Genomic DNA, 21,640 nt, shown 5'->3' on the forward strand with positions numbered 1-21,640 from the left:
CTCCATGCGGTCGGCAGAAGCGTCCGCCAATGGCCGGCGTGAGCCACGTTTCCCGGGTGCCGTCGATTCTTGCAAAGCATAGTCGGATGTCAATGGCGTTAAGCGCTGGTGCGGATTCCCGACAGGTCCGCGTAGACATTGACGGCCGGGCATCGGTTCGGGGACTCTTTGGGCATGCCCGACAGCACCGGTTCCGGTGCCGGCACGGCCCAGGCGGCGCTCGACGCCGTCCAGCGCTACCCGCGCGAGGCGATCGCGATCGCCCAGCGGGTGCTCGCCGCCGGGCCCGCGGCCGACGAGCGCTCCACCGCCGAGCGGGCCGTCGGTCTGGCCCTGCGGGAGCTCAACGACCTGCCCGGCGCGCTGCGCCACCTGCGCCGCGCGGTCCGGGCCGCCGGCACGCCCCGGGCCCGGGCGCTGGCCCGGATGAGCCTGGGTTACGTGTTGGCCAACGCCGGTCACACCGCCGCGGCGCTGCGCGCGGTGACCGCCGCGCTGCCGCAGCTCGTCGGCGCCGACGCGGGACGGGCCCGGATGCAGCGGGGTGTGGTGCTGCACTACCGGGGTCGCTACGACGAGGCGGTACGCGACTACGGCCTGGCCGTCGACATCGCCCTGCGCGAGGGCGACCTGTTGCTGGAGGCGCGGGCGCGCAACAACCGAGGGCTGCTCAACGCGCACCGGGGCACCGCCGGCGGCACCGACGACGACCTGTCCCGCGCGGCAGCCGCCTTCCAACGGCTGGGCCTGGACCTCGCGGCGGCCGACGCCCGGTGGAACCGCGGCATCGCGGCCGGCCAGCGCGGCGACATCGCCGGCGCGCTGCGCTGCTTCGCCGCCGTCGACGAGGAGTACCGGCGGCTCGCGGTACCCCGGCCGGCGTTGCTGCTGGACCGCGTCGAGCTGCTGCTGTCGGTGCCGCTGGTCGACGAGGCGGTGGTGGTCGCGACAGCGGCCGTCCGGGAACTGGGACGCCGGGGCATGGCCTCCGACCTGGCCGAGGCGCTGCTGGCCCGGGCCCGTGCGGCGCTGCTCGCCGCGGACCTGGACACCGCGACCGAGGCCGCCGCCGCGGCCCGGACCCGGTTCCGTCGCCAGGGGCGGCCCACCTGGGCCGCCTTCGCCCGGCACGTCGAGCTACGCGCCGAGTACCGTCGCGGCACCCGCTCGGCGCGCCTGCTCACCGCCATGGCGCGTACCGCCGACCAGCTCGACGCCACCGGATGGCCGGGGCCGGCGCTGACCACCCGGATCGAGGCCGGCCTGGTGGCCGCCGCGCTGGGGCGACCGGGCCGGGCCCGGACCCTGCTGGCGGTGGCCGCCCGGGCCCGCCGTCGCGGCACCGCCGACCGGCGGGCACAGGGCTGGTACGCCCTGGCCCTGTCGCGCCGCCTCGGTGGGGACGAGCCCGGGGCCGCCCGAGCGCTGCGCCGGGGGCTGGCCGTGCTCGACCGGCACCGGGTGTCGCTCGGCGCCACGGAGCTGCGTGCCCACAGCGGAGCGTACGGTCAGGAACTGGCGGCCGAGGGCCTCGACATCGCGGTCCGGGCGGGCGCGCCGGCGCGGGTCCTGGCATGGGCGGAGCGGTGGCGGGCCAACGCGCTGCGGGCCCGCCCGGCCCGGCCCCCGGCCGACCCCGACCTGGTGGCGGCGCTCGCTGAACTCCGACTGGTCAGCGGCCTGCTCGAAGACGAGGTGCTGGCCGGCCGCCCGGCAACCGCCCTGCGCGGCCGGCAGGCCCGGCTGGAGCAGCGCATCCGGGACCTGGCCCGGCGGGTGCCCGGTGGGGGCGTCGTGCTGGCCCCGCCGGGGGTGGGCGCGCTGGCCGCGCGGCTCGGCTCCCGGGTGCTGGTCGAGCTGGTGGCCCACGGCGACCGGATCCGGGCGGTGCTGCTCCGCGACGGCCGGGCCAGCCTGCACGACCTGGGCCCGCTCGCCGCCACGGTGGACCTGGCCCGCCGGCACCGGTTCGCCCTGCGTCGGCTGGTCACCACCGGCGACGAGGCCGCCGCGCGGGCGGGGGCCGGCCACGCCGCGACCGCCCTGGACCGGCTGCTGTTCGCCCCGCTGCGGTCGCGGCTGGCCGACCGGCCCCTGGTGATCGTCCCGGTCGGGGCGCTGCACGCGGTGCCCTGGTCGGCGCTGCCCACCTGTGCGGGGCGTCCGGTGACCGTCGCCCCCTCGGCCACCGCCTGGCTCGGGGCGGACCGGCGGGAGCTGCCGACCGGGCCGCCGGTCCTGGCCGCCGGCCCACGCCTGCCGGACGGGCACCTCGAGGTACGCCGGCTCGCCCAGGTCCTGCCCGGGGCGCGGCGGCTCACCGGGTCCGACGCCACCGCCGCGGCGTTGACCGCCGCGCTGGACGGGGCGGGGCTGGTGCACATCGCCGCCCACGGCACGTTCCGCGCGGACAACCCGCAGTTCTCCACGCTGGAACTGGCCGACGGGCCGCTGTTCGCCCACGAGTGGGAGGCGGTCGCCCGGCCGCCCGGCTGCGTGGTGCTCTCCGCCTGCGACTCCGGCCTGACCGGGCTGCGCCCCGGCGACGAGGTCATGGGATTCACCGCGGTGCTGCTGGCGCTCGGCACCCGGTGCCTGATCGCGACCGTGCTGCCGGTGCCGGCCGAGCCCACCACGGCACTGATGCTGGACCTGCACGCGCGGATGCGGGCGGGCGCCGGCCCGGCACGAGCCCTCGCCGACGCGCAGCGGGCGTTCGGCGCGGCGGGCGACGGTCCCGCCCGGGCCACCGCGGCGGCGTTCGTCTGCCTCGGCGCCGGCTGACCGGAGCGGGAACGGTCGCACCGCGGGCCGTCGGGGCGTGGTCAGCCCTCGGCGAGCCAGCGAAGCGGCTCCGGCCGGTCACGAGACGAGCTGCCGGAGCACGGTGGGGTCGGTGATCCTGTCGTCGGCGGCGAGCATGATCGCTTTCGACAGGATCGTCGAGAGCATCGGGTCGTCCTCGAACGGCAGGTGCAGCCGCCCGGCGCCGCCGCGTGCCGCGACGATGCACAGGTAGGCGTCGTTCGGCTCCATCATGATGTTGCCCGAGCCGAGGTGGATCCGGTAGCCGCGCACGTTCCCGCGTACGTGCAGGTACCGATCCGTGAGGGTGACCCGGTCGGCGATGGCCATGCGGGGGAGCAGCCGGGCCAGCGCGTCGCGGCGTACCTGCGCCGACGGGGCCAGCGGCCCGACCGCGGTGCGGTGCCAGTAGTCCCGGAACCGGTCCTCGCCACGGTCGGCCCACTGCGGGTCGGTGGCGATCGAGGTGACACCGACGAACAGGTCCACGTCCCGCATCGCCTCGGTGAACACCAGCGGCGGCACGTCCGTGAGCGGTGCGGGTCGCCAGGTCGCGCCGTCGGATCGGGCGAAGCGCACCTGGTCGGTGGCGCAGTGGTGGACGTCGTGGTCGCCCGGGTCGTCGGTGTCGACGAGTTGGTGGTGGAAGGACGCCCGCCAGGCGCCACCGCCGAAGAGTTTCGTGGCTTCGCTGTCGTAACCGCCGTCCCACGTGCCCAGGTAGCCGGCCTGCCAGCCGCGGGCGCGCATGAGCGCGTTCGCCTGCCGGTAGCGCAGGATGTGCGCGGCGAACCGGTTGGAGTAGGAACCGGTCCGCTCCTCGGCCGGCGTGAGCAGGTAGACCTCACGGAACGCCTGCTTGAATGGTTGCGTCAGGCCGGCGGCGAGCACCCGCTCCCGCCAGGCGAGGGTCTCGTCCACCCGAGCGCGGACGGGATGCCACAGCCGGATCCGATCGCCGGGTGCCGGTCGCCCGTCGAGACCGACGATCGTCCACCCGTCGCCGTCGCCGTCGCCCCGGGGCAGGCCCGCCGACCAGCGCCGCCCGTCGGTGCTGGTCTCCCAGAGCAGCCGCCGCCCGTACGTTCCGGTGATCGGGTGGTCCAGGAAGCGCGACACCCAGTCCGGGTACGCCCACACGCGTTCCTCGGACAGCAGCGCCTCCACCCGCTGGCGCTCGGCGGTCAGCGTCGCGTTGACGCTCTTCACCAGGCCACGGAGCTGCCTCAGCTCGTCGGCGTGCGCCTCCTTGACCGCCGCCGGGACACCCCTGAGCGCGGTTCCGCCCCGCGCGAACGTCAGTCGCGCCTTCTCGCCCTCGACCCGCACCGTCGCCTCGTACGGGCCGACCGGAGTCCGCCGGCTGCCGGTGGGGTCGAGCCCGTGGTCGTCGACGGCGAGTTCCATCACCTCGCTGAGCGACCACCCGCGCAGGGCGCCGACGCGCGCCAACGCGGTCTGCACCCGACCGCGTACCGCCTTGTTCTTCACCGTCACCGCGAGCCGCGCCAGGGTCCGCACCGGCGCCTCGCCGTCGCGCTCCGCGAGTAGTCGCACGGCCGCGATCGCGGTGCGCTGGGCGTGCGGGAAACCGGACGCCTGGCGGGGCGCGGCCGAGGCGACGGCGGTGACCCCGGCCAGCAGGTCGGTCGCCGCCTCGTCCGACTCCCGCGACAGCGCCCACGTCAGGCCACGCAGGAGACGATCCGTGTCGTCGTGCACGGACCGCCGGTGGGCGACGAACGCCGCCAGGACCGCGCGGACCGCCTCGCGCCCGTCGGCGACGCTCGTGAGGTGCCCGTCGAGGACGCGCAGCCACCGCGCCGGCGCCGCCGGCTTGTCGAGCGAGGCGCAGTGCGTCAGCAACTCGGCCACGCCCGGGGCGGCCAGGACGTCACCCAGGTTGGCGCGGACGAGCGGACCGAACTCGTCCCCGTGGTGCAGCAACCAGGACGGCACGCGGCAACCCGTGGCGCGGTCCAGCGCCTCCCCGATCAGCGTGACGACCCGGCGCCGGGGGCCGGCCGCCGGAACGTGGCGCGCGGTGAGTTCGGCGAACAGGGCCGACAGCGCCGGCGCCAGATCGGCCAGGTCGGCGGGAGGCAGGTGCCCGGCGATCGTCGCCGGCAACTCCAGCTGGGCGCCGTCGTCGTAGCCGTGCCCGCGCCCGGCCACCTCCAGGCACCACAGCAGATCCGCCCGGGTCCAGTCGTGCCCGCCGTCCGCGAGATTCCGCACGACGTCGTTCAGCGCGGTCGGAATCGAACTGGTCGCCACCTCCAGGTGCATGGCCAGTGCGGCGCGGCGACGACGCTCGGCCGACCACGACTCGGTGACGGCCCACTCCGGCGTGCGGGTCACCGACGCGCTCCGGTGGTAGGTGGTCGTTCTCCCGATCACCGCCCGGATCCCGGCGTCCGCGTCGACCAGACCGGTCTCCACCTTCCGGCGGTCCGCCGCGCCCAGCGTGGGAAGCAGCCGCGCCCAGCCGCGCACGTCAGCCACCCACCAGGGGAACGAGCCGCACGAAGGCCACCTCGGGATCCGCGAGCAGGTCGATCTCCTCGTCCAGATCCTCGACCTGGTGGTCACCCACCAGCAACACGAAGCCGTTGCGGGCGAAGGCGGCGCACGCCGCATCCGCCTGACGCTCCCAGTCCAGCCGCCGGCCCCGGCCGACCCGGTAGCCGTTCAACGTCGCCTCCGCGTCGGTCGGCCGCACCAGGCCCCGGAAGAGGTCGGCCTGGTCGGCGTTGAACCGCGCCACCTCCTCGCGGACCCGCAACCGGACCAGCTCCCGCGCGCGGATGCGCTCGGGCAGGCCGGTCAACGGCCACTGATCGATCGCCCTGCCCGTCGCTGTCTCGTCCCGAACCGTCACCGTGGCCATCGCGCCGTTCTCCTTGCCTTGAGGTGAGCGGCATCATGGCACGACAGTCCGACGGAACGGCTCCGCAGCGAGGGGCCGAGCGCGCGTGGAACCCTCCACCGATCGACCTTGGCAGACCATCCGAAGCCGGTGGCGGAATGCCGATCCCTGAGCGGTGTACGCGTAGGCGAGACGGGTGTGGTCGACGATGGCGCGGCGCACGTAGTCGAAGCTCCGGTCCGGTCCGGGGCATGGGCAGCGTCAGAAGCTGCTGACCAGCTTCACGAACGCCTCGTCGATCGTCGCCGGATCGGTGGCGTCGAAGGCCTTGCCGGACGACGCCTTGGCGATCCGGTCCAGGGTGGTGAAGTCCGACTCCCGGTCGAAGGCGATGCAGAACACCTTGACCGGACGCTGCGGGTCCAGGGCGACCTCGGCGAGCAGACGGGCCAGGTCGTTGTCCCGGCTGTACTCGTTCTTGCCGTCGGTCAGCACGACGATCGCGTTGATCCGCTGCGGGTCGTACCGGTCGAGCAGCTCGCGGTGCGCGGCCCGGACCGTCGCGTAGAGCGCGGTGCCGCCCTCGACGTGCAGGCCGGCGATCTTGCTGGTGATCCGCTTCTGGTCGAACCCGCCGAGCGGGACCTCCGTCCGGTACGGGCTCTTCGGCCGCTGCTTGGTCTCCGAGGAGAACGACAAGAGCCCCACCCGGTCCTCGGAGTTGAGCAGCGCGAGGCCCTTGCCCGCCGCCGCCGAGGCGACCTGGAACCGGGTCCGGTTACCCACCATCGCCTGCATCGATCCGGACGTGTCCAGCGCGATCAGGATGTTGGCCTTCTTGCGGAGCGTGCGCCAGCCGTCCAGCATCGCGCCGACCACCTGCGGGTCCGGGGGCTCGAAGTAGGTCAGTCCGCCGGTGGGCTCGGCGCCGACGCTGGCGAGCAGTTCCGCCGACGCCCGGCGCTCGTGGTCCCGGAAGCCGAGGCGGGCGAAGCTCTCCTGCTGCGCGTCCTCGGTCAGGAACGCCTGGAAGTCGGCCGCCGCCGCGCGCTGCCGGTCGTTGGCGGAGGGCAGCACCACGAACGGGTGGTCCAGGTTGAACGTGCCCTCCTTGGGATGGACGGCGACCAGCGGGACGTTCGGCCGGCGGCCCCGCTCCTGCCCGTCCTGCCGAGGACTCAGCGCCCCCGTGTTGTAGAGGTCGACCAGCTCCTCCTGCAGGACGATGGCGCTCATGTCGTCGGTGCTGCCCGCGCCGCCGGCCAGGTCCGCCTCGGCGAGGTTGCGCAGCAGGTCCACCGAGTCGTCGCTGTAGTGCGACACGTTGGCCTCGATCCGGCGGACGAACTGGGTTACCGCGGGGTCGGCCAGGTCGGCGCGGGTCAGGTCGCTGGACCGTCGCACCGCCGCGTAGTAGGTGGCGATGGTCGCGGCCAGCCCGGAGGTGGACAGGTTGGGGTTGTCCTTGCCGAAGGTGAAGCGACCCCACTCCGGCTTGCCGAAGCCGGCCCACCCGTCCCGCCCGGACAGACCCAGGATCTCCCCCCAGCCCAGCGGCCCGCGCCCGCGTACCAGCTCGGCCTTGGGCTGCGGCATCGCGATCACCAGTGGGCTGTTGGCGATCGACGGGTAGCGGTCCGGGGTCTGCGGCGCCCGCCCGGCGGCCTCGTCGAGCAGCCGGAGCTGGCCGGTCCACAGGCTCGACGTCGGCAGCCAGACCTGCGGTTGCGGCAGGCCGGTGCGGGCCCAGTCGGTGGCCAGCGCCTCGGTGGCCTGGCCCGAGTTCAACGCGCTGACGTGCACCCGGGCGCACCCACCACCCTTGATCGACCGGTTGCCGCGGTTGTAGCGCTCGGCCAGGTCGACAAGCAGGTCCGCCTTCTCCGTCGAGGAGTTGACCTCAAGCGTGGTGGCGCAGTCGGCGCGGGCCCCCGCGCTGCCCGCGTCGCGCTGCCGGACGAACACGACCGCCCCGGCGATGACCACGAGCCCGGCGGTGACGGCGGCGGTGTAGGGCAACCACTGCCGCGTACGCGGAGCGGATGGGGTCATCGGGACGTCCTCCTCGGCGGGCGGCTGGTGGCAGCCAACCTATCGATGCGGCGCCAGCCCGCGCCCCGGGCCCCACCGCACCGGCTCACCCGTGGTCGCTTCGTCCCCCGAGCGCGGTCGCGACCAGCAGCCGGACCAGGTAGACCACGACGAAGGCGACGGCCCCGACCGCGGCGGCCGGTCCGATCGCGCTCGACGCGACGTAGCCGGCGGCGGCGCCGGCCGCACCGAGGAAGAGCGCGGTCGAGATGCCCCAGGCGTCGAGGGCCTCACGACGCAGTCGCCGCGACGCGCCGTCCGGGCGCGCGCCGACGCCGGGCTCCGCCACCGGCGGGTGCGCCGGTCGGGTCACCACCGGCGGGTGCGCCGGTTGGGTCACCACCGGCGGGTGCGCCGGTTGGGTCGTCACCGGCGGGTGCGCCGGTTGGGTCGTCACCGGCGGGTGCGCCGGTTGGGTCGTCACCGGCGGGTGCGCCGGCTGGGTCGGTCCGGCCCGGAACGGTGTGGTCGGCGTCGGCGGCGGTGCCGGAGTCGATGGTGTCGGGCGCGGCTGCGGCGTCGTCGGCGGGATCGGGGGGAGCGGGTGGTTCGGCGTCGGCGCGCCCGCGGTCTCGTTGCCGGCCTCGAGCAGGCTCTCCCGACGCAGCGGCGCGGTGACCGAGGCGTCCTGCCGGAGCAGCCGCACCAGCACGCGCTCGGCGTCCGGCCGGTCCGCCGGATCCTTGGCCAGGCACTCCCGGATCAGCTCGTCCAGCACGGGCGGCAACGGCGGCAGCTCGGGTGGATCGTGCAGCACCCGGTGCATCACGGCGAAGAGCGAGTCGTTGCCGAACGGCGGCCGACCGCCGGCGGCGAAGGCGATCGTGGCCGCCCAGGCGAAGACGTCGCAGGGCGGACCGACCGCGTCGTTGCGGAACCGCTCGGGCGCCATGTACGCGGTGGTCCCCATGACCCGGCTGGACGCCGTCTCGGTGACGCCCAACGCGCGGGCGATGCCGAAGTCGATCACCCGAGGACCGTCCCGGCCCAGCACCACATTGTCCGGCTTCAGGTCGCAGTGCACCACGCCGGCGCTGTGGATCGCGGCGAGCGCGGTGACCGTGCCGACCGCGAGCCGGTGCAGGGCGTTGCCGGCCAGCGGACCGTTCTCGCGCACGTGCCGGTGGAGCGTCGGGCCCTCGATGAACTCACTGACCACGTAGGGCTGCTCGCCGTCCACCTCGGCGAAGAGCACCTGCGCGGTGCAGAACGGAGCGACCCGGCGCGCGGCGGCGATCTCCTTCACGAACTGCGACCGCGCCCGTGGATCACTGAGATCGACGTTGACCATCTTGACCGCGACCCGCTCGCCGGCGTCGTCCTCACCGAGGTAGACGACGCCCTGCCCACCCGCGCCGAGCCGGCCGACCAGCCGGTAGCGGCCGGCGGTGACCGGGTCGTGCGTCCACAGTTTGGCCAATCCTGGCACCGGCGGGCCGGCCGGTTCTGACATCCCGACTCCATCAGTGTCGTGCCCGGCCACCGGCGGCGCAGGACACGGTCATCGTGCCATGCCGCCGCCGGTGGCCGGAGACGTCCGACCACGGTTGGAGATCAGCGCTGGCGGCGGGGCGCGGTCCGGGGGTGCGCCACGGGTTCGGGACAGTCGTTCCGTCCGGCCCCCGACACGCCGGGCCGCGTCTGCCGGTGTGCTTCCTGGTCGCGGGGCCCGATCCGCTGGGAGCGATACCAACGGGGGCGACGATCCACATCCTCCGGTCGCTACACTCCCCGACAGAGTCCGGAACCGCACCCGGCACCCGGTGCGCCGACCAGGATCGGATGGAGACGCCAGTGACCCGCGACAAGGCCGCACCCCGCGGAATCGACCGCACCGTACCCAGCGTGGCCCGGGTCTACGACTACTTCCTGGGCGGTAAGGACAACTTCGAGGTCGATCGGAAGGTCGCCGAGCACGCCCTGCGGATCACTCCGGACGGGCCGGCCGCCGGCCAGGCGAACCGGGCCTTCCTGCGCCGGGTGATCCGGTTCCTGGTCACCGAGGCCGGCATCGACCAGTTCCTCGACCTCGGGTCGGGGCTCCCCACCCAGGGCAACGTGCACGAGGTCGCCACCGAGCACAACCCGAACGCCCGGGTGGTGTACGTGGACAACGACCCGATCGTCCTGACGCACGGGCGGGCCCTGCTCGCCGCGGAGGGCACCGCGACGGTGATCCAGGCCGACATCCGGCGACCGCAGGAGATCCTCGACGATCCGGACGTCCGCCGGTTCCTCGACTTCGACCGGCCGGTCGGGTTGTTGCTCTTCGCGATCCTGCACCACCTCGGCGACGACGAGGAGCCGCGTGCGGTGTCGGCGGAGCTGATCGACGCGCTGCCGTCGGGCAGTTACGTGGCGATCTCGCACTTCCGTGATCCGGGCGAGCGGGACCCGGAGGGCTCCCGCAAGGCCCGCGAGGTCGAGCGGGTCTTCAACGAGTCGTTGGGCACCGGCCGGTGGCGTACCGACGAGGAGATCCTCTCCTTCGCCGACGGGCTGACGGTGCTGGAGCCGGGGCTGGTGCCGCTGGCCGAGTGGCGTCCGGATCCGGGCACGCCCGCGCCGAAGCAGACCGACACCTACCACACCTTCGTCGGGCTGCTCGCCCGCAAGCCCTAGGCAGTCTCGGCGTCACCCGTCGAGGTGGCCGGTGGTGACCAGGTGGCGGTACCAGTGGGCGCTGTCCTTCCAGGTGCGCTGCTGGGTGTCGTAGTCGACGCGGATGATGCCGAAGCGGCGGTCGTAGCCGTAACCCCACTCGAAGTTGTCCAGCAGCGACCAGACGAAGTAGCCCCGGACGTCCGCGCCCCGCGCGCGGGCGTCGGCCATCGCGCCGATGTGCCGGCGCAGGTAGTCGACCCGCCGCTCGTCGTGGACCCGTCCGTCGGGCGAGACCACGTCGTCGAACGCCGCGCCGTTCTCGGTGATCATCAACGGCTGGCCCGGGTACGCGTCCCGTAGCCGCAGCAGCAACTCGGTCAGGGCCGGCGGGTCGATGTTCCACCCCATCGCCGTGTGCGGGCCGGGCTGCGGCAGGAAGTCGACGTCGTCGGCGCCCACCCACGGGGTGTGGGCCGAGGCGCCGTGGCCGTCGGCGTCGGAGCGGGGCGTGTGGCCGTCCCCGGCCCGGACCAGGGTGCTGGCGTAGTAGTTGACCCCGAGCACGTCCAGCGGCACCGCGATCAGCTTCTCGTCACCCGGGCGCACGAACGACCAGTCGGTGATGGAGGCGGTGTCGGCCAGCAGGTCGGCCGGGTACGCCCCGTCCAGCATCGGGCCGAGGAACGCCCGGTTCGCGAGGGCGTCGATGCGCCGGACCGCCTCGGAGTCGGCGGCCGAGCCGGACGCGCCGCGCACGACGTGCAGGTTCAGCGTCACCGACAGCTCGGCGCTCGGCGCCAGCTCCCGGACCACCCGTCCGGCCAGGCCGTGCGCCAGGTTCAGGTGGTGCACCGCCGCCAGCGCCGCCGCCGGTTCGGTGCGGCCGGGCGCGTGCACGCCGGAGGCGTATCCCAGGTATGCCGAGCACCAGGGCTCGTTGAGCGTGGTCCAGGTGTGCACCCGGTCGCCGAGCGCCGAGACGATCCCCGACGCGTACTCCTGGAAGCGCAGCGCGGTCTCCCGCGCCGGCCACCCGCCGGCGTCCTCCAGCTCCTGCGGCAGGTCCCAGTGGTACATGGTCGCGACCGGTCGGACGCCGCGCTCCAGCAGGCCGTCGACCAGCCGGGCGTAGAAGTCCAGGCCGGCGGCGTTGAACCGGCCGGAACCGCCGGGCTGCACCCGGGGCCAGGAGATCGAGAAACGGTACGCGCCGAGCCCCAGCCCGGCGATGTGGTCGAGGTCCTGCGGCCACCGGTGGTAGTGGTCGGCGGCCACGTCCCCGGTGTCGCCGCCGAGCGTACGCCCGGGGGTGTGGCTGTAGGTGTCCCAGATGGACGGGCCGCGGCCGTCCTCGGTGGCCGCGCCCTCGACCTGGTACGCCGCCGTGGCCGAACCCCAGACGAAGCTCTCCGGGAAGTCTCGTGCCGTCATCGTTCCGTCCTCTCTCTGCCGGCCACCACCACGCAGTGGTACGCCGACGACTCGCCCGCCACCAGCTCGGCGGTCGCCACGCCGTCGCGGAAGACCACCTCGAACTCCGTGCCCGGTCCCGCGCCGGGCGCCGGGATGCGTACCCGCTGCCGTTGCCCCTCCGCCGGGGCGTAGAGCCGCAGCTCCACCCCGTCGGCCCAGTCGTAGTCGGGCCGGTCGGAGCGCGCCCCGAACCCGATGACCGCGCCGGGCCGGACGAGCACCGGCAGGCTGTCGTACCCGTGCTTCTCGGTCACCCAGGCCGGCCCGGTGAGCTGCGTGCCGGTGACCAGGTGGGTCCAGGTGCCGGCGGGCACGTAGAAGGTGACCTGCCCGTCGGCGCTGAGCACCGGCGCGACCAGGATGTCGGCGCCGAGCATGTACTGCCGGTCGAGGTGCGCCACGGCCGGATCGTCCGGGAACTCCACGATCATCGGACGCATCATCGGGATGCCCTCGCGGTGCGCCTCCTCGGCGGTGGCCGCCAGGTACGGCATGAGCCGGAGCTTGAGCCGGGTGAAGTGCCGCAGCACGTCCACGGCCTCCTCGTCGTACGCCCACGGCACCCGGTACGAGCCGGAGCCGTGCAGCCGCGAGTGCGAGGAGAGCAGGCCGAACGCGATCCACCGCTTGAACACCGCCGGATCGGGGGTGCCCTCGAAGCCGCCGATGTCGTGGCTCCAGTAGCCGAAGCCGGACGACGCCAGGGACAGCCCGCCGCGCAGCGACTCGGCCATTGCGACGAACGTCGACTCGCAGTCGCCGCCCCAGTGCACCGGGAACTGCTGGCCGCCGGCGGTGGCCGAACGGGCGAACACCACCGCCTCCCCCTCGCCCCGCTCGGTCTCCAGCAGCTCGAAGACCGCCTTGTTGTAGAGGTACGAGTAGTAGTTGTGCATGCGCTGCGGGTCCGACCCGTCGTGCCACACCACGTCGGTCGGGATGCGCTCGCCGAAGTCGGTCTTGAAGCAGTCGACGCCCATGTCCAGCAGCGCCTTGAGCTTGCCGGTGAACCAGGCCACCGCGTCCGGGTCGGTGAAGTCGACGAGCGCCATCCCGGCCTGCCACTTGTCCCACTGCCACACCGACCCGTCCGGGTTGCGCACCAGGTAGCCGGCCCGACGACCCTCCTCGAACAGGTACGAGCGCTGCGCGATGTACGGGTTGATCCACACGCACACCTTCAGCCCGCGCTCGTGCAGCCGGCGCAGCATGCCCTCCGGGTCGGGGAAGGTCGCCGGGTCCCAGACGAAGTCGACCCAGTGGAACTGGCGCATCCAGAAGCAGTCGAAGTGGAACACCGACAGCGGCAGGTTCCGCTCGGCCATCCCGTCGACGAACTCGGTCACCGTCTTCTCGTCGTACGACGTGGTGAACGACGTGGACAGCCACAGCCCGTACGACCAGGCGGGCACCCGGGCCGGTCGGCCGGTCAGCGCGGTGTAGCGGCGCAGCACGTCCTTCGGGGTGGGCCCGTCGACGACGTGGTAGGTCAGCGACTGGCCCTCGACGCTGAACTGGGTCTGCGCGACGACCTCGGAGCCGACCTCGAACGACACGTGCTCCGGGTGGTCCACGAACACCCCGTACCCGGCGCTGCTGAGATAGCACGGCACGTTCTTGTACGCCTGCTCGCTGGCGGTGCCGCCGTCGGCGTTCCACACGTCGACCGTCTGGCCGTTCTTCACGAACGGGCCGAACCGTTCGCCCAGCCCGTACACCGTCTCGCCGACGCCGAGCGCGAGCCGCTCGTGCACGTACCGGCGGCCCTCGCCGTCGGTGACGATCCCGACGCTGCGCCCGGTGGACGCCGTGACCAGCCGGTCGCCGTGCCGGAACTCGACCCGCCACCCGTCGACCAGCGCGACCCGGACGGTCAGCTCGCCGGTGGTCAGCGACGCGCTGATCCCGGTGATGTCGACGGTGACCGGGTGGGTGTCGTCGGTGCGCAACCCGAAGTGGGGTTCGCGCGGCAGCCCGCCGCTGTGGTGGCCGATGGTGACCCCGACCACGCCGGGCGCGGGGGAGAAGAACCGGACCGTGACGACCGGCCGGTTGAGCGTGTCGCCCCGGCCGTTGATCTGACCGGCCGGCGCGAAGACGGTGAAGCCACGCTCGTCCATCTCGACCGACTCCACCGTGCCGGGGCGCAGCACGCTGACTCCCGGGCGCAGTTGCCAGTACCCGTCGGTGAACTTCACTTCTCGGCTCCTGCCGTGATGCCACGCGCCAGAGTGCGCTGGAAGATGAGGAAGAAGAGGATGGCCGGCACCAGGCTGAGCAACGCGCCGGCGTTCGTCGTCGGGGCGTCCATCAGGCGGTCGCCCTGCAACGACGCGAGCGCGACCGGGATGGTCTGCGTCTGGTTGTCGATCAGCATGACCAGCGGGATGAGGAACTCGTTCCAGGTCCAGATGAAGAAGAAGATGAGCAGGACGGCGAGGGTCGGCCGCAGGTTGGGGAAGACCACCCGCCACAGCACCGTCCACTTGCCGGCGCCGTCCAGCGCCGCGGCCTCCAGCAGTGAGCGCGGGAACGTGCCCAGCACCGAGGCGAGCAGGTAGGTGCCGAACGCGCTCTGGATGACGGTGAAGATGATGATCACCGACAGTCGGGTGTTGTAGAGGCCGATCTCCTTCGCCACGTAGTACAACGGGTAGATCAGCGCCTCCTGCGGCAGCATGTTGGCCAGCAGGAACACCCCGACGATCCAGAGCCGGCCGCGGACTCGGCCGATCCCCAGGGCGTACGCGTTGAGCAGCGACACGACCACGCCGAGCACCGCCACGGACCCGGCGATCAGCGCCGAGTTCCCCAGCTTCAGCGGGAAGTTCACAGCGGACCAGTACGTCCGCAGACCCTTGGTGTAGAACTCGGTCGGCCAGCTCAGCGGACCGGCCGACGAGTAGTCACCGGGCGACTTGAACGCGTTGAGCAGCATGAACGCGAGCGGCACCAGCATGACGAGCGCGCCGATGGTGACGCCGGCGAGCACCACCCACCGGCTGACGCCCCGGTGGTGCCGGTCGCGCACCGGCCGGCGTACCGGGGCCTCGGTGATCGTGATGGCCATGTCAGATCCCCCGGTCCCGGCGCTCGCTGCGGGCCTGCACCACGATGAAGACCACGGCCACCACCACGATGACCACCGTGAGCACGGTGGAGATCGCCGAGCCGTACCCGACCTGGAGCTTTTTGAAGAACGTGTAGTACGCGAAGTACGACGGCACGTTGGTGGCGTTCTCCGGGCCGCCCCGGGTCAGCGCGAAGATCGGCCCGAACACCTTCAACGCGGCGATGGTGCAGGTCAGCGCCACCACGAACGTCTCCGGCCGGATCTGCGGCAGCGTGATCGCCCGGAACCGGCGCAGCCAGTTCGCCCCGTCGACCTCGGCCGCCTCGTACAGCTCCGGATCGACCCGCTGCAACGCCGCCATGAACACGACCACCGGGTAGCCGATCTGCACCCAGATCATCACCGCCATCACCACCGGCAGCGCGGTGTCCGGGTCGCCCAGCCAGTCGTGGCGCAGCGCCCCGAGACCGACCGCGTCGAGCAGGCTGTTGAACGCGCCGTCGGGGCGCAGGATCCAGCCCCAGACGATGCCGGCGACCACCACGGGCAGCACCTGCGGCAGGTAGAACGCGGCCCGCAACGCCGCCGCCGTCCGCGGCCTGAACCGACGCCCGACGACGTCGAAGAGCACCGAGGCGAGCAGCAGCCCGAGCACTGTCGGCACCACCACCATCGCGACGATCATCGCCACGGTGTTGCGGAACGACGCCCAGAACACCTCGTCGTCCAGCAACCGCCGGTAGTTGTCCAACCCGACGAACGTGGGGTCACCGACCCCCGACCACCGGGTCAGCGACAGGTAGCCGGTGCCGACCAGCGGCGCGCCGATGACCAGGACGAACAGCGCCGCTCCGGGGAGCAGGTAGAGCCAGTACGCCGCGTCGCGGCCCCGCTTTCGGCGGCGGGACGGGGGAGCGGGGGCGGGGGTCGCCGCGGACGGCGCGGCGGCGACGGTGTCGGAGACTGCCATGGCGGATCCTTCCCGGCGGGGCGGCCGGGCGCACCGGTCGTGCCGGTCGCGCCCGCCGCTCGCCGTGTCACTTGCCGGTGATCTCCTTGACGCCGTCGGCGTACGGCTTGGCGATCGTGTCGAGCACCTGGTCGGGGGACCTGGACCCGTTGATCAGGGCCTGGAACCCGCCGACCAGCACGTCGTAGTAGCCGGGCACCGGCCAGTCCGGGTAGAAGGCCAGACCGTCCTGCTTGCTGACCGTGTTGAAGTCCTCGATGAGCTTGCGGTCCTTCGGGTCGGTGATCCTGGCGGGGTCACCGGCCACCGGGACGCCACCGTTGTTGCCGATCAGGTCCTGGATCTCCGGACGCAGGGTGATGTCGATGAAGTCGTACGCCAGGCTCTTGGCCCTGCTGTTCGTCGGGACGACCCAGAGGTTGCCGGACGAGCCGGCGTTGAGCCTGTTGCCCGGGAACAGGAACGTGTCCCAGTTGGCCTTCATCTCGGCCTTGAACCGGCCGTACCACCAGCTCCCCGAGACGATCATCGGCGTCTTGCCGGCGATGAACGCGGTGCCCATGTCCTCGGCCTTGAGGCTCGCCGAGTTCTTGGCCACGTAGCCCTTCCGCACCCAGTCGGCGAAGGTGTCCGCGCCGTACTTCAGCGGGTCGGCCGTGAAGTCGACCGGGTTCTTGTAGAGCTGGTAGTCGTCGACGAACGTCCGGTCGGCCTTCGACAGGGCCAGCTGGTAGAAGAGCTGCCCGGCCGGGTACTCGGCGCCGGCCATGCCCAGTGGGGTGATCTTCCTGCTGACGAAGGTGTCCATCGCGGCGGTCATCTCGGCCAGGGTGGTGGGCACCGCGACGCCGTTGCGGTCGAACAGGTCCTTGTTGTAGTAGACCGTGACGTACTCGCCGTAGTTCGGCACGCCGAACCAGTTGCCCGACCCCATCACGCCCTTGTCCGTGTAGCGGGCGGTGGTCTGGAGGCTGGGGCTGAGCTTGCCGGCCCAGCCGCGCTTCTCCGCCTCGTCGCTGAGGTCGGTGAGCAGGCCCTGGGAGGACAGCAGGCCGGCCGTCGCGTTGCCCTTGTTGTACTCCATGATGTCCGGGCCCTCGGTCGAGTTGATGATCATGCCGGCGTTCTGCTGGATCTGCTCGAACGCCTTGCGCTCGAAGCGCACCTCCACGCCCGGATGTTCGGTCTTGAAGATCTCGATGGCCCGGTCCCAGCCGACCCCCATCGCGCTGTTCTCGCCCTCGTAGTGCCAGAGCTTGAGGGTCTTGGCCCCGCTGTCGTCACCGCTGTCGTCGCCCCCGCACGCGGCCACGGTGGTCGTCGCGGTCGCCGCCAGGGCGAGCGCCGCGACGATCCGGCGGAATCGCTGCATTGCTATCCTCCTCGTTGAGTATCGAGCCGGTACTTCACTGGGTCCGTCGTCGCGTTGCCGCGCGGCGACGGGCCGTTTCTCCTGGTCAACCCCCCATGCGTTGGCGGCTTCCTGGGGCTGCGGTCGAGCCCCGGATCTCCAACGCGCACGGCAGCAGTTGCTGGTGGCGCTCGTCGCCGACCCCGTCCAGGTGACGCGCCAGCGCCTCGATCGCGATCCGGCCCATCGCCGATCCGGGCGACGTCATCGCGGTCAGCGCCGGGGTGGCCAACTCGGCGACCTGCGGCGAGGTGACCATCGAGACGACCGAGACATCGCCGGGCACGGACAGCCCTCGCGCGGTCAGTTCGCCGAGGATGCCGAAGATTGCCGTCTCGTTCATGGCCAGCACGGCCGTCAGGCCCGGCGCCCGCGCGAGGGCGGCGGCCAGCGCCGCCCGGCCGCCGGCGGCGCTGTCCTCCGCCGGGATCATGACCGGTTCCAGGCCGTGGCCGGTCATGGCCGTGACAAAGGCGTCCCGGGTACGCAGCGCCGGGCCGTAACCGCGGGCCAGGGTCTGCGCCGAGTGGTTGACGTAGACGATTTGCCGGTGCCCCAGCCCGACCAGGTGCGCCACCGCCTCCCGCACGGTCTGCCCGAAGTCGATGTCGACGTAGGAGAGCCCGTCGGTGTCCCCGGTGCGCCCGATCAGCACCAGCGGCACACCGGCCTCCTGGAGCGCGGCGACCCGCTCGTCGGCGAGCTTCACCTCCATCAGCACGACGCCGTCGAACATCCGCTGGCTGGCCAGCCGGCGCAGGTCGTCGAGGTCGCCGCCACCCCCGACGGGCGACGGGTGCCGGTGAGCACGTAGGACACGGTGCTGACCGAGACCTGGGCCAGGCGGGCGACGTCGTGCATGGTGGCCATCGCGCACCTCCTCCGGACGGGCGGGGCACCGCGTGCGAATGATCGTCGAAGCGCTTCGACGAAGCGGTTCGACAGACGCTAGGCCGCTGTTACGGCGACGTCAATAGCCGATGTCGAAACACGTCCCGTGGCCGCGAGGCCGCCTCACGAAGCCGGGTCGGGCTCCCGTCGCGCCGTCGGGTGGGCGAGCGGCAGCCCGAGGTCCCGCCAGCCGCGCGCAGGCGGCGAGGTACATCTCCGGTGCGGGCTTCGGCGCCGGCACGTCGTCGCACCCGACCACGGCATCGAAGGCGTCGAGCAGGCCGACCTGGTGCAGGTACTCCTCGACGATCGGACGTGGGACGACCAGGGGCCGGTTCTCAGCGCGGACGAGAAGCAGTTCGTCACCATCGCGCGGGCGCTGCTCTCACCGTGGCAGGACATCGGCACCGTGTCCGAGGCCGTCGCCCGGCTGGACGGCGCGCGTCCGTTGACGTGGATCAGTGGCCCGTCCGCCACGAGCGACATCGAACCGAACCGGGTCGAGGGGGTACCCGGCCCCCGGAACCTCGTCGTGCTGGTCGTCGCCCCGGGCGCCGGGGCGGATGACCTACGAGACGTCGCCGCCCCGGCGGCGGGCCAGTCGCCAGCCGACGTAGGCGAGCGTGAGAACGACCGCGCCGGCGATCAGGTACCACCCGAACCGGTGCAGGTCCACGAGGACGGCCCGCAGGTGGTCGCCGGTCAGGTAGCCGGCCGTCGTCCACAGCCCCACCCAGGCGGCGGCGCCGAGCGCGTTGTAGGTCACGAAGCGCCGCCACGGCATGCCGGTGGTGCCGGCGACCACCCCGTTGAACTGCCGCAGACCGTCGACGAAACGGGCGGCGGCGACGAGCTTCGGGCCGTGGCGGCTCATCACCGCCTCCAGCCGGGCGAACCGGTCCGGGTCCAGACGCAGGCGGCGGCCGTGACGCAGGACGAGCCGGCGGCCACCGTGGCGGCCGATCAGGTAGCCGATGCTGTCCCCGGCCACCGCGGCCAGGAACGCGGTGGCCGCCACGGCGACGACGCTCAGCCGGCCGTGGGACGCGTACCCGGCGGCCAGGACGATCGCGGTCTGGCCCGGCGCCGGGACCCCGAAGCCCTCCACGCCGACGAGCAGGGCGAGCCCCGGGTAGCCGTAGTGGCTCACCAGGTCGGTGAGCAGCCGGAACGGGCTCACCGGCCGGTCCCGGGAAGGCGGCCCACCACGTCGACGAGCCTAGCCGGCGCGAGCGTCGGCCGGTGGTGCCGGCGGCCGGCTCACCCCCTCGGGGGGACGGCGCGGACCTCGACGACCACGGCGAGGGTGCCCACCGCCGCGCTCAGGGTCGTCGCTCGACGTCCGTGACACGCAGCCGCGGATCGTCGACCGGCGACGTGTTTCCGTTGTCGGAGCGCATGCCGGGCTGCAACGTCAACTTCACCCGATGCACCTGGCTGTCGGTGTGGTCCGCGCCGCCCCCGGCGGTGACGACCGTCCACAGGCTCACCTTGGCGTCGCCCTTGGTGACCAGGGAGACGGTCATCTGTAGTTCCACCTCGACGGCGTCGATGGCGAAGGTGAGCTGCTCGTCGTCGGCCCATTCCACGGCGGCCAGCAGTTGCGTGCGTAGATCGTGCAGGGCCTCGGGAATGGTGAGGCCGTCACGGGCGGAGAAGGATGGCATCGGGCTCCTCGGTTGTCGTCGGGGCGATCAGCGCTCCTGCACCCCGGGGACGGCGGACCGCAGTAGGTCCTGGTGCACCCGGGCGAGCAGTTCGTCGTGGTCGATCCCGTTCAGCCGCATGACCACCCGGGCGGCGCCGCTGTCGGGGTGGCGCAGCAGCGCCAGGGCCAGTGCCGCCGCGGGTATCGGCCGCATCCGGAAGGTGCGGGTGAAGTCGTCCACCCACACCAGGGCGTGCCAAAGGCTCCCGGTGAGCCTCGCTCCCGCCGCAGGCACGTCCTCGGGGGCGTCGAGCAGCCGACGGGACCGCGGGTCGAAGGGCCAGATCCGCTGCCACTCGCCGTACGGGTCCGCCTGGATGAGCGAACTCAGCACCCGGCCGGTGGTGACCGCGGTCCCGGTCGGCTCGTCGAGGGCGGCGCGCAGGGCGGCGCGGGCGTTGTCGTCGAACTCTCCCAGGTCGGGTAGCCGGGGCTGTGCCACGGCATCCGTCCGGGGCAGCAGCAGCGCGGCCTGCTGGATGAAAACCTCGCCGGCTCTGCCCCGCCGGCCCTCCTCCTCCTGCCACCGGCTCAGCAGCTCCCGGAGCCGGTCGGTCACGGCCGTCCGGTCGGCCGCGTCGTAGAGCGCCGCCTGCCAGGTTCGCAAACTCCGGACCACCTGTCGGGCCCGGACGTCGCGGATCCGCTCGACGTAATGCAGGGCGACCCGCACGGCGGCGTCCGGGTCACCGAGACTCGCCGCCTCGCGCCAGCACCGGACGGCGGCGGCGCCGCGTCCGGAGGCGGCGAGAGTCGTGCCCATCGCCGTCTGCCAGGCGCCCGGTGTGTGGCCGGTGCTCCTCGGCGCCCGCCGATCCGGCGGCCACAGCGCCTCGGCGACACGCGGGTCACGGAAGCGGTACCCGCCCGCGTCGACGACGAGAACGCCCGCGGCGACGGCGTCGTCGAGGAACCGGTGGGTACGCCACGGCAGCCGGCCGACAGTCGCGTACGCCGCGCGGACCACCTGGAAGCGCAGCCACGGCTGGTGGGCGACCGCCCGGACGACGTACCCCAGCAGGGCGGCGCAGAGCAGCACGGAGACGACGATCTGCCAGGGCCGCGGTTCGATCGGCTCCGCCACCACCCAGTTCCGTCCGTCGCCCGCGCCGGCGAGCTGCCAGGCCATGACGAGCGCTGCGTAGCCGCCGAGGTAGCCGCCGACGTGTTGCAGGGCGGCCCGCCGGTGCGACCGCCGGGCCGTGGCCGGCGGTCCGTCCGGGTCCGACGGCACCGGCCGCCGTTCGACAAGCGTCACGGCGAAGATGAGCAGCGCCGGCACCAGGGCCAGCACCGGGAGCCCGACGACCGGCCCACCGAGCGCGTGGATCGGCACGTCCACCAGGAGGGCGGCCTGGTGTCCGAAACGGGCCGACGGCTGCCGTGCCTCGACCGGCAGCACCCCGAGCCACCACCGCCACACTCGTGGGCCGGCGAACCAGACGGTCGCGAGGGCCAGCACCATGCCCATCCAGGCGCCCACCGCCTCCCTGGCCCGGCTCGCGGGTCCGACCCGTCGCCAGGCCAGCGGCGCGGCCTCCGGCGGGCCGTAGGGGACGGCGTCGGGCGTACCGGCGAACTGCCACCACCGGAAGTGCCGCCGCCCCCGGCGGGCGAGCACCATCGCGACCGTCCGCAGCCACCGTGTCGCCGACATCGGCCGCCACCGGCGCGCGAGTCTGGCGAGCGCCCAGTCCGGCAGGGGTCCCGGCCCGGGGGGTAGGACGTCAGTGACCGTCACGGCC

The 21,640-nt window shown here is 73.2% G+C and carries 17 protein-coding genes; 2 read left to right on the forward strand and 15 right to left on the reverse strand.

The genetic code is table 11. From position 1 onward, the window contains the following. Nucleotides 1-174 precede the first annotated feature (174 nt). Entirely contained in the window at nt 175-2,784 is a 2,610-nt protein-coding gene (locus tag ACIA6B_RS29770) for a CHAT domain-containing protein (RefSeq protein ID WP_396778417.1), read from the forward strand. 78 nt (nt 2,785-2,862) lie between these two features. Here the strand turns inward: ACIA6B_RS29770 and ACIA6B_RS29775 are convergent, their stop codons facing one another. The 4 genes from ACIA6B_RS29775 to ACIA6B_RS29790 form a co-directional block, all read right to left on the reverse strand. Next, a complete protein-coding gene (locus ACIA6B_RS29775) occupies nt 2,863-5,310 on the reverse strand; it encodes a DUF4132 domain-containing protein (RefSeq protein ID WP_396778419.1) in 2,448 nt (815 codons plus the stop codon). Then, nucleotides 5,303-5,695 (reverse strand): hypothetical protein, encoded by a 393-nt coding sequence (locus ACIA6B_RS29780; protein ID WP_281940212.1) that lies wholly within the window; start codon nt 5,693-5,695, stop codon nt 5,303-5,305. The genes ACIA6B_RS29775 and ACIA6B_RS29780 overlap by 8 nt, the downstream gene beginning before the upstream one ends. Nucleotides 5,696-5,935: 240 nt before the next feature. Further along, the gene (locus tag ACIA6B_RS29785; RefSeq protein WP_396778421.1) at nt 5,936-7,726 is read right to left on the reverse strand and encodes an extracellular solute-binding protein; all 1,791 of its coding nucleotides are present in this window, start codon (nt 7,724-7,726) and stop codon (nt 5,936-5,938) included. An 85-nt stretch (nt 7,727-7,811) separates the two neighbouring features. After that, entirely contained in the window at nt 7,812-9,218 is a 1,407-nt protein-coding gene (locus ACIA6B_RS29790; RefSeq protein ID WP_396778423.1) for a protein kinase, read from the reverse strand. Nucleotides 9,219-9,547: 329 nt separating this feature from the next. On the opposite strand from ACIA6B_RS29790, the gene ACIA6B_RS29795 reads away from it, so the two are divergent. Beyond that, entirely contained in the window at nt 9,548-10,387 is an 840-nt protein-coding gene (locus tag ACIA6B_RS29795; protein WP_396778425.1) for an SAM-dependent methyltransferase, read from the forward strand. Between the two features lie 12 nt (nt 10,388-10,399). On the opposite strand, the gene ACIA6B_RS29800 is transcribed toward ACIA6B_RS29795, so the two are convergent. From ACIA6B_RS29800 to ACIA6B_RS29850, 11 genes are all read right to left on the reverse strand, one after another. Then, nucleotides 10,400-11,800: a GH1 family beta-glucosidase gene (locus tag ACIA6B_RS29800; RefSeq protein ID WP_396778427.1), complete on the reverse strand. Its 1,401-nt coding sequence runs from the start codon at nt 11,798-11,800 to the stop codon at nt 10,400-10,402. Beyond that, nucleotides 11,797-14,040, reverse strand: coding sequence for an alpha-xylosidase (yicI, locus tag ACIA6B_RS29805; protein ID WP_396778429.1), 2,244 nt, complete (start codon nt 14,038-14,040; stop codon nt 11,797-11,799). Before yicI ends, ACIA6B_RS29800 begins: the two co-directional genes overlap by 4 nt. Next, nucleotides 14,037-14,912 (reverse strand): carbohydrate ABC transporter permease, encoded by an 876-nt coding sequence (locus ACIA6B_RS29810; RefSeq protein WP_396778431.1) that lies wholly within the window; start codon nt 14,910-14,912, stop codon nt 14,037-14,039. The genes yicI and ACIA6B_RS29810 overlap by 4 nt, the downstream gene beginning before the upstream one ends. 1 nt (nt 14,913) lies before the next feature. Then, entirely contained in the window at nt 14,914-15,885 is a 972-nt protein-coding gene (locus ACIA6B_RS29815; protein ID WP_396778433.1) for a carbohydrate ABC transporter permease, read from the reverse strand. 67 nt (nt 15,886-15,952) lie between these two features. Next, nucleotides 15,953-17,257 (reverse strand): ABC transporter substrate-binding protein, encoded by a 1,305-nt coding sequence (locus ACIA6B_RS29820; RefSeq protein ID WP_396778435.1) that lies wholly within the window; start codon nt 17,255-17,257, stop codon nt 15,953-15,955. 85 nt (nt 17,258-17,342) lie between these two features. Next, nucleotides 17,343-18,032, reverse strand: a complete 690-nt coding sequence (locus ACIA6B_RS29825) for a substrate-binding domain-containing protein (protein ID WP_396778437.1) — start codon at nt 18,030-18,032, stop codon at nt 17,343-17,345. Further along, complete coding sequence (locus ACIA6B_RS29830; RefSeq protein ID WP_396778439.1) at nt 18,011-18,166, reverse strand: LacI family DNA-binding transcriptional regulator; 156 nt, start codon at nt 18,164-18,166, stop codon at nt 18,011-18,013. The genes ACIA6B_RS29825 and ACIA6B_RS29830 overlap by 22 nt, the downstream gene beginning before the upstream one ends. Before the next feature lie 100 nt (nt 18,167-18,266). Beyond that, nucleotides 18,267-18,545 (reverse strand): HAD family hydrolase, encoded by a 279-nt coding sequence (locus ACIA6B_RS29835; protein ID WP_396778505.1) that lies wholly within the window; start codon nt 18,543-18,545, stop codon nt 18,267-18,269. Between the two features lie 210 nt (nt 18,546-18,755). Further along, entirely contained in the window at nt 18,756-19,367 is a 612-nt protein-coding gene (locus tag ACIA6B_RS29840) for a DedA family protein (RefSeq protein ID WP_396778441.1), read from the reverse strand. 142 nt (nt 19,368-19,509) lie between these two features. Beyond that, nucleotides 19,510-19,854 carry a trypco2 family protein gene (locus ACIA6B_RS29845; RefSeq protein ID WP_396778442.1) on the reverse strand — a complete coding sequence of 115 codons (345 nt, stop codon included), beginning with the start codon at nt 19,852-19,854 and terminating at the stop codon, nt 19,510-19,512. A 27-nt stretch (nt 19,855-19,881) separates the two neighbouring features. Beyond that, a complete protein-coding gene (locus ACIA6B_RS29850; protein ID WP_396778444.1) occupies nt 19,882-21,552 on the reverse strand; it encodes a hypothetical protein in 1,671 nt (556 codons plus the stop codon). Nucleotides 21,553-21,640: the final 88 nt, after the last annotated feature.

This window comes from Micromonospora sp. NPDC051141, assembly GCF_044455765.1.
Classification (GTDB): Bacteria; Actinomycetota; Actinomycetes; order Mycobacteriales; family Micromonosporaceae; genus Micromonospora.